This window comes from uncultured Brachyspira sp. (assembly GCF_944390845.1).
Lineage (GTDB): Bacteria > Spirochaetota > Brachyspiria > Brachyspirales > Brachyspiraceae > Brachyspira > Brachyspira pulli.
The window spans coordinates 1-9,144 of the sequence record NZ_CALXRM010000105.1 but is presented as its reverse complement, the minus strand read 5'-3'; the positions used below and the strand labels follow the sequence as shown (position 1 = coordinate 9,144).

The following is a 9,144-nucleotide window of genomic DNA, read 5'->3' as shown; positions in this document are numbered from 1 at the left end:
ATAAAGTTATTGAATATTAATTTTGTAATATAAAAATATATTAATTAACTATAGCTTCTTTGAATCTTAAATCTATTTATCATAAATAAAAATTGCTACGCTGAAAATATATTTATACTAAAGTATAAATATGCTCCGCAATTTTTATAAAGTTATTGAATATTAATTTTGTAATATAAAAATATATTAATTAACTATAGCTTCTTTGAATCTTAAATCTATTCTGTGGGTTTTATTATCTTGATACTGTACAGTTTTTAATATAGCAGCCAAGTCTACGAATTTATCTATTTTGACATATTTTTCTAATATCACTTGTGCTTGATAGCCTCTAGGATAGAGAATCAAATCATTACCATAAGCATTGATTTCAGATATTAAATTATATATTTCATTATGATCTTTTTTTAATTCAGCAATAACAGATGATAAATATTTAGCATATTCATTTTCTATTTTTTCATTGGTATTGGCATCAATAGTAAGACCAGTTATATAAGGAACATCATAATTATAAATAGCTTCATTTCTTATAACATAACCATCATCAGTTATTTGATATATTCCTCTGTTTGATTCTAATAAAAATAAAGTTTCTCTTTCTTTAACATTTACTATAAGCAAGTCAGGGAATGAAGCTTTTATATTTTCTACTTTTATTCTGATATTTTGTTCTATATCTGATTGTATATCTTTCTTTGGTATATTAAAGAGGCTTACATTATTGTATTTTGATAAATTAGCTTCTTCCATTATATCAATAGCATTTAATCTTTCTAAGCCTCTTATTTCTACCCTTAAAATTCTAGCCTTATTAACTATAAGAGCTGAAACTAATATTATAACGATTAAAACCGCAATTAGAACTATTCTTTTTATGAGGCTTTTTTGCTTATCGGTAAGCTTATTCTTTTTTAATTTCTTTCTTAATTTATTCTCTTGAAATTTCTTCATTATAATATTAGTTTTTTATAAACAGTTTAATTAACGCTGCATCCAGCATCAAAACCTTTTTCTGTAGTCATAAGAGAAAGAGTTTTTCCATTATCAGCTAGTAGAAGCATACCATGAGAAGTAACGCCTCTAAACTTTTTAGGTTTTAAATTAGCTAAATAAAGAACAGTTTTTCCAACCATTTCTTCAGGTTTATAATATTCTGCTATAGAAGATACAACCACTCTTTGCTCGCCTTCGCCTATATCTAGTACAAATTTAAGAAGCTTATCAGCATTTTCTACTTTTTCAGCAACTAATATTTTAGCTGTTAATAATTCTAATTTGTCAAAATCTTCTTTTTCTATATTAGGTTTATGTTTATCTTCTTTAGGAGGATTAACTTGTTTTTTATTTTCTTCAGTGCTTGCACCTATTTCTTTTTCTATATCGTATCTATTAAACAAAGGATCTCCTTTTTCAATTTTTATTCCAGCTTTTAAAGAACCCCATTGTTTTGCAGTATCTAAAGGAACACTGTCGCCAAGTCCTAATCTATTGAATACTTTTTTAGGAGTTTCAATAAAGAATATTTGTAAGTATGCTGTTACTATATAGTATACTTGGAAGGAAATATACATTACATTAGCAAGATGTTCCCTTTTGCTTTCATCTTTAGCTAAATTCCAAGGGGCACTTTCTTCAACATATTTATTAGTAGTTCTGATTACTTCCCAAATATGTGCTAATGCTTCATGGAATTTGAAACTATCCAAAGAAGATTCCACATTAGCATCAAGAGTAAGAACCATTTTCTTTAATTCTTTTTCTCTGTCGCCGTAAACGCTTTCTGATTCATTAGGAAGAACACCGTCAAAATATTTTCCAAGCATAGTAGTGATTCTATGCCATAAATTACCATAATCATTAGCTAAATCACTGTTAATTCTTTTTAAGAAAGCCTCTTGAGAATAATAACCGTCGGAACCAAAATTAATTTCTCTCATTAAGAAATATCTTAAAGCATCAACCCCATATTTATCAATTAATTTATTAGGATCAACAACATTTCCTCTGCTTTTACTCATCTTTTTACCATCATCAAAAAGCACCCAGCCATGACCGAATACTTTTTTAGGCAAAGGTATATCAAGCATTTTAAGCATTATAGGCCATATAATAGCATGGAAACGTACTATTTCTTTACCTACGAAATGAACATTTGCAGGCCAGTATTTTTTATATAATTCATCTTGTCTTTCTTCAGGATAGCCTAAAGCTGTAATATAATTTGATAAAGCATCAACCCAAACATATATGCTATGTTCACTGTCTACAGGACAAGGTATCCCCCATTGTAAGCCTTTTCTTGTAACTGCCAAATCTTCAAGACCTGGTAAAAGGAAGTTTTTAAGCATTTCATTTTGTCTTTCTTTAGGCTCTAAAAACTCTGGGTGTTCTTTATAATAATCTATTAACCATTGGCCATATTCTGAAAGTTTAAGATAATAACATTCTTCTTCTTTATATTCTAATTCTTTTTCACAGTCAGGACAATAGAATTTACCGTCATCTTTTTTTACTACTTGGCTTTCTGTGAAAAATGCTTCATCGCTTACACAATATAAACCTTTATAAGAACCTTTATAAATATATCCTTTATCATAAAGAATTTTAAATATCTTTTGTACTCTTCTTTCATGATAATCATCAGTAGTTCTTATATAATGACTGTAATCAATATGAAGTCTTTTCCATAACTCTTTAGTGGCATTAACAATATTATCAACATAAGCTTTTGGAGTAGTACCTGCTGCTTCTGCTTTTCTTGCTATTTTTTCACCATGCTCATCTGTACCAGTTAGGAAATAAACATCATATCCCATTATCTTTTTGTATCTTGCCATAGTGTCTGTAGCTATAGTACAGTAGCAATGACCAATATGTAAATAATCTGAAGGATAATATATTGGAGTGGTAATATAAAACTTTTTATCTGTCATTTGTATGCCTCCATATTAAGTTATGAATAAAAAATTATTTTGCTCAATTTTAAAAGCAAAACCATTATACTAAAATTAATAGTTTTTGTAAAGTTAAAAAATTTCTGATTATTACTTATAATAATATATTTCTTTTTTATGTTTATTTACAATTATTAAATCAATATTGCTTTTATATTTACAATTATCTCTATATATATATGGTTTATGTAAACTAATGATGATATTTTATTACATATATAAAAAATTATATAATAATTATTTTTGAATAATATCACCAAATATAATTTAAAACGGTTTTTAGTTAAAAGGAGTATATTCTATTTTAAATAGAGTACAAAAAGTTACGGAGCGATTATTTTTATGAAAAAGCGACATTCTATAAGATTTAAAATGCCTCTTACTATAAGTATAATAACAACAATAATTTTGATTATTACTATAGTATCACTTTCATATAGGTCGTATAGGGGAGTAAGCAAGACAACATTTTCAGGTTTTAACAGCACAATAGAAGGTTATAAATCTATGCTTGATTCTTGGCTTTCTGATAATAAAACTCTTATAAAGACTTATGCTATAACACCTGCTATTATTAATTATTTACTTAATACTTCAAACACAAACGCCAATCTACAACTAAGAAATACATTAGAAAAATTTGAATCTATTAATAGATTTTCTCTAAACATAGGGGTAACAGATACTAACGGAATTATACTTGATAATGCTAAAAATGTTTCTATAGGTGAAAATATTCAAAATACAAGACCTGGACTTTTAACTAATATAAAAAACAATAATGATGATGTTGCTTTTGATAGTAAAATAGTAAAATCAACTGCTGATAATAAATGGTCATTAGGTATAATTTCTGGAGTTAGAGATTATAATAACAATTTAATAGGTTATATTTATATGACTTTAAACTGGGAAGAACTTATATTAAAATTAAAAGAATTGAAATTAGATGAAACAGGAAGATTATTTGCTTTAGATAGTGAAGGTTCTATAGTTATAGATACTTTTGATTATATAAATGAAAATGGAGGCGGATATTATCAATTAATAAAGAAGAATAATAAACCGCAAGGCGTTATTAATTATAAATCTAAAACAGCATCAAGAACAGCAGTTTATACAACGATGAAAGAACTTCCTTGGACATTGACAATGGCTATGGATAATAGAGTTATATATAGAGAAAATATAAGAATGATAAGGATAGCTGCTATTATATGTATAATATCAATACTATTTATTAACTCATTTACAGTAGCTTATATAAAGAAGACTATGTCGCCTTTAGATAGTTTAATGAAGCAGGCACAAAGAATATCAGAAGGAAATATAGAAGTCAAAGAGATTAAGAAAGAAAGGAAAGATGAATTCGGAAGATTAGAAAACGCCTTCTTTGTAATGAGTCAGAAATTGGCCGATGTTATTAATGAAGTCAATGAATCAGCTAAAGATATAGTTATTTCTTCACAAAGTATGATGGAAAGCAGTACAGAATTATCCAGCAGAACAGAATCTCAGGCATCAAGTTTGGAGGAAACAGCAGCAAGTGTAGAGGAAATAGTATCTACTATACAGGCTTCAACAGAAAATGCTATTACTGGTAAAGATATGATGAATGAATCTATAAATTATATTGGAGATGCAGCAGATATAATTTCTCAAACTTCTTCAGATATAGAAAAGGTTTATGCATCAAGCGAAAAAATTAAAGACATAACAAAGATAATAGAAGATATAGCATTTCAAACTAATATACTTGCATTAAATGCTTCAGTAGAGGCAGCACGTGCTGGAGATCAGGGTAAAGGATTTGCAGTTGTTGCTTCAGAGGTTAGGAATTTGGCACAAACTACTCAAGCCTCAGTTAAAGATATTACTAATTTAGTGGATAATACATCAGATCAAATACATAATGCTACACAAACAGCAAGAAAATCTCAGGAATTATTTGAAATACTTCAAAGTAAGGTGAGAGATACTTCTCAATTAATGGAAAATATTTCTAGTACAGCTTTAGAACAGCAGTCAGGAGTAAATCAAATAAGTGTTGCCATTACAAGTATGGAAGGTGTAACTACACAAAATGCTTCTTTGGCAGTTAAATCTAGTGATTTGTCAAGAAACCTATTAGACAGGGCTAAAAAATTGGAGGAAAGTATTTCATTCTTCAAATTATCTGTTTAGTTATTAATAATATATACACACAAAAAGGCAATGGACATTTATTTTTTGTTCATTGCCTATTTTTATGATTATAAACTTTTTACAAATTAAAAACTCATTATTTCCTGCCAATAATTATCAAAATATCTATGCATACCAAAACCAGGGGAATAATAACTGTATATTTTATGAAAATCTTCAAATGCTTTTTTGAATGAACTATTATTTATATAGCCTTTTCTTGCCATATATAATAATGCTATAGAAGGAGATCTTGACATTCCAAAATTGCAATGTACTAATACGTCCATATCTTTTATATGTTCATCTATAAATTCCATAGATCTCTTTATCATAGGAAAGCCGTATTCAAATGAAAGGCTTGATATATCTAATAAGTTTAAATAAAGATCGTTATTACTTTCAAATACTTTTTTATCTCCTATATTGCCATGAACTCCTCTCGCAAAACAGCTTTGGCAGGCATGTACTATTGCCCCCTGAAATTCCATACAATCTCTATCATTTCCCACATAAAGATTTTCATATACTTTCTGCATTTTTATAAACTCCATTAAATAGTATGAATTTATATAAACCATTATTATATTTTTTGGTAAATTTCCCATTCAATTAAAAAATTTGAATAATGCGAAACAATTATTATATTTATAATAAGAGAGATAAATTGATTTAAGTACAGGAGGATTATTATGAAACCCAATTTAATATTAATGAGTCATGGTAATTTAGCATCTGCACTTATAGAAGCTACAAAGATGGTTCTTGGTGATTTATCTAATTATGATGCTATTGATATGAAAACTGAGGATACTTTTGTAGAAGTAGAAGAAAAATTAAAAAATCTTTTGGAACAATATAAAGACAAATATGTTATAATAATGACAGATATATATGGCGGAACACCTTTTAATATAGCAAGCAAATTCTATAGAAAGAGTGATAATATTTGTCTGATTAGCGGTATGAATTTGGATATGGTGATAGAGTATTTTTCTTCTGATTCAGATGATAACAAACTTATTGATGAACTTATAAGTGTTTCTAAGGATTCTATAACATTATATAAAAAGAATGATAATGATGTGTACCAAGATATAGACTTATAATTTTATAATCATTATTTCGATAATATTCTTAAATGATATTATTGTAGGATATTTATTTAATGTTTATAGATTATCTTAAATATGTACTAGCTGATTACAGTATAGTAGATATTGTAATGAGAATATTAGTAGCATATATTATGGGGATATTTATAGGCTGGGAGAGAGCTCAGCATGGTAAGCCTATAGGAAGCAGAACTACAAGTATAGTCTGTATGGGAGCTGCTATTTTATCATGCTATGAAGATGTATTTGCCCGTGCCATAATGCTTCAGAATCAAGAACTTATACAAATGGGAAGCGAGTTATTATACACTACACCAGATTATAACAGAATATCAGCACAAATTGTTTCAGGTATAGGTTTTCTTGGTGCAGGTATGATTATACAAAATAGAGGAAAACTTCATGGCATAACAACTGCCGCTATAGTATGGGTTACTGCATGTCTTGGTATAGTTATTGGTTCTGGACAATGGGTTATATCTACTATAGGCTGTATTTGTATATTTTTAAGTACTTCTATTTATAGATTCTTTATACCTTATTTTATAGCTAATAGAGAAAAGTCTATAGTTTATGTTGTTGAATATTCTTCAAAAGTTGATATTGAAACTGAAGTTGAAAAATTTGGTATAAGACTTCTAAAAATGCAGATATTGGGCTGGAAGAATACTTCTGATATTAATGAGATTAAGAAAGATAATATAGTATCTCCTAATATAATAAGTAAAATTAATATATTTGTTCCTAGTCTTGATTTCCATAATATAGAAATTATATTGAAAAGTTTAAATATAAAACCTATAAAAATGCTAAAACATATGAGAGATAAAGTTGATTTAAACTCTATAAAATAATATTTTTAATAATAACAATGGCAAAAATATATATAAAAAATTTAGAAATAGATAATAAATGTTTTGAAGAAAAAGAAATAACTATTTATCCATTAAATATTATTTCTACCGAATATAATTATATATATGATATTGTTTGGTATATAACGGATTTTCATTTTTTTAATTTTTACAGAATAAATGATTATGAAACTCTATTAATAAGTAAAATTATAAGCGGTATAATAGAGCATTATCAATATAGTGCATATATAGATAATGAGATGTTAATAGAATGTGTTGATTTTGTTAATGAAATTTTAGATAATAATAAAAATAATATTTTAAAAACATTATTTGCAGAGCATAGTCATTTAAATATAGAAAAGTTAAATATTAAATATGATTCTATTAATAGTATAAATATTAATTCTTCTTTTAATGATGATAGTAATATTATAGAAATTATTTTCATATATAATGAAAAAAGTTTTTCAAGCAAGGTATTTTTCAGCAGGAAAATAGATGTTTTTATTTCTGTACTTCAAAGTATTATAAAAATTCTTCTTACTAATAATTTATACAGTAATGTGTATATATCTGATTATGATTTTTATAATATAGATTTAGAAAATGCTAATAGTAAAAATTTATATACTAGGGACTTTATTTTCAAAGTTAATGAGTTGAGTATAAAAGAAGATTTTAATAATATAAAAAATAGAAATGATTTGATAGAAATATTTTTTAAATATTATAATTCTAATATGTTTATAGAAAACTTTTCTTTAGAAGAAAGTAATAAATATTTAATTGATATATTTAAAAGCAGAATAAAATCAGGCAGAAATATTTATATTACAACTGATAATATAAAAAGTTTTGAAGATATAGCAAATATTTTATAATTATATATTGATGTAAGAACCTTCTTTAGCGAAAGCCAATTGTAAATCAATTTCTTCTTTTTTAAGGAAAGCCATTAATTTATTATGTATGAGATCTATTTGAGCATCAGTTCTTTCTTGATTATGATGGTGAAGTATAACATAAGGAACATCAGCATCTAAACCAACCTGTATAGCATCATTTAAAGTAGAATGTCCCCAGCCTACATGTCCGTTATAATATTCGCTTTTTGTGTATTCGCCTTCTATAATAAGAACATTAGCACCTCTTACAAAATCTATAAGCCTAGCATGCAGCAAATCAGCATTATGATTATAATGAGAAAGTGAAGGGTGCTGAGCATGAAGACGTTTTTTATAAGGTTCATGATCTGTCAAATAAACAACTGTTTTATTTCCAGAAGTTATTTTATATGAAAGAGTGTGGCAAGGGTGATTAACCCACATACCTTCTATAGTCATATTTCCAAAAGTTATTTTCTTGCCTTCATAAAATGCTTCAAATTTCAAGTTGGCAGCAAATTGTTCAAGATTAACAGGGAAGTAATCTTTTGCAAGTATATTATTGATAGTATCATACATTTCTGTAGAAGAATCTTTAGGCCCATAAATAGTAAAACTATATTTATTTGAGAAGAATGGGGCAAAGAAAGGTATACCTATAATATGATCCCAATGGAAATGTGTTAATAGTATTATACTTTCTGTTTTATCGGATTTTAAAGCATAATAGCTGGCATTTTTAAGTCCGCTTCCAGCATCTAATATTATATAGTTGCCTTCATCATCTATTACTTGAATACAAGATGTATTACCGCCGTATTCACTAAAACTATTACCAGGAGTTGGTATAGAGCCTCTGCTTCCAAGAAATCGTACTTTCAAAATTTTGCCTTACAAATTGTTTTTATAATTATATTATAGTACATATAATAATACAATAATAAAAAAAAATCAATCTACATTTTATTATTATTTTAGTAGCATTATATAAAAATAAAAAATTGTATTTGACATTATATATATGTGTGCTATTATAAGTATATGGGTATCTTGTCAATTATAATGGGACAGTCTACAGTCTACAGTCTACAGTCTACAGTCTACAGTCTACAGTCTACAGTCTACAGTCTACAGTCTACAGTCT

Annotated in this window: 8 protein-coding genes; 4 read left to right on the top strand and 4 right to left on the bottom strand. The window is 26.9% G+C overall.

The window, feature by feature from the left end; translation table 11 throughout:
* Nucleotides 1-186: 186 nt before the first annotated feature.
* Nucleotides 187-954, bottom strand: a complete 768-nt coding sequence (locus Q0K52_RS13990; protein ID WP_297300503.1) for an FtsQ-type POTRA domain-containing protein — start codon at nucleotides 952-954, stop codon at nucleotides 187-189.
* Between the two features lie 26 nt (nucleotides 955-980).
* Entirely contained in the window at nucleotides 981-2,936 is a 1,956-nt protein-coding gene (metG, locus tag Q0K52_RS13985; protein ID WP_297300502.1) for a methionine--tRNA ligase, read from the bottom strand.
* A gap of 363 nt (nucleotides 2,937-3,299) precedes the next feature.
* Between metG and Q0K52_RS13980 the strand changes: the two genes are divergently transcribed.
* Nucleotides 3,300-5,141, top strand: a complete 1,842-nt coding sequence (locus tag Q0K52_RS13980) for a methyl-accepting chemotaxis protein (RefSeq protein WP_297300501.1) — start codon at nucleotides 3,300-3,302, stop codon at nucleotides 5,139-5,141.
* A gap of 86 nt (nucleotides 5,142-5,227) precedes the next feature.
* Here Q0K52_RS13980 and Q0K52_RS13975 read toward each other — a convergent pair whose 3' ends face one another.
* Complete coding sequence (locus tag Q0K52_RS13975) at nucleotides 5,228-5,680, bottom strand: phosphatase (protein WP_297300499.1); 453 nt, start codon at nucleotides 5,678-5,680, stop codon at nucleotides 5,228-5,230.
* A 153-nt stretch (nucleotides 5,681-5,833) separates the two neighbouring features.
* Between Q0K52_RS13975 and Q0K52_RS13970 the strand changes: the two genes are divergently transcribed.
* Genes Q0K52_RS13970 through Q0K52_RS13960 form a run of 3 tightly spaced genes read left to right on the top strand, consistent with a single transcriptional unit; the run spans nucleotide 5,834 to nucleotide 7,997 of the window.
* Nucleotides 5,834-6,250, top strand: coding sequence for a PTS sugar transporter subunit IIA (locus Q0K52_RS13970; RefSeq protein ID WP_297300496.1), 417 nt, complete (start codon nucleotides 5,834-5,836; stop codon nucleotides 6,248-6,250).
* 59 nt (nucleotides 6,251-6,309) lie between these two features.
* Nucleotides 6,310-7,110 carry an MgtC/SapB family protein gene (locus Q0K52_RS13965; RefSeq protein ID WP_297300494.1) on the top strand — a complete coding sequence of 267 codons (801 nt, stop codon included), beginning with the start codon at nucleotides 6,310-6,312 and terminating at the stop codon, nucleotides 7,108-7,110.
* A gap of 17 nt (nucleotides 7,111-7,127) precedes the next feature.
* On the top strand, nucleotides 7,128-7,997 hold the full coding sequence (locus Q0K52_RS13960; RefSeq protein ID WP_297300492.1) for a hypothetical protein: 870 nt from the start codon (nucleotides 7,128-7,130) through the stop codon (nucleotides 7,995-7,997).
* On the opposite strand, the gene Q0K52_RS13955 is transcribed toward Q0K52_RS13960, so the two are convergent.
* On the bottom strand, nucleotides 7,998-8,882 hold the full coding sequence (locus Q0K52_RS13955; protein WP_297300490.1) for an MBL fold metallo-hydrolase: 885 nt from the start codon (nucleotides 8,880-8,882) through the stop codon (nucleotides 7,998-8,000).
* Between the last annotated feature and the right edge of the window lie 262 nt (nucleotides 8,883-9,144).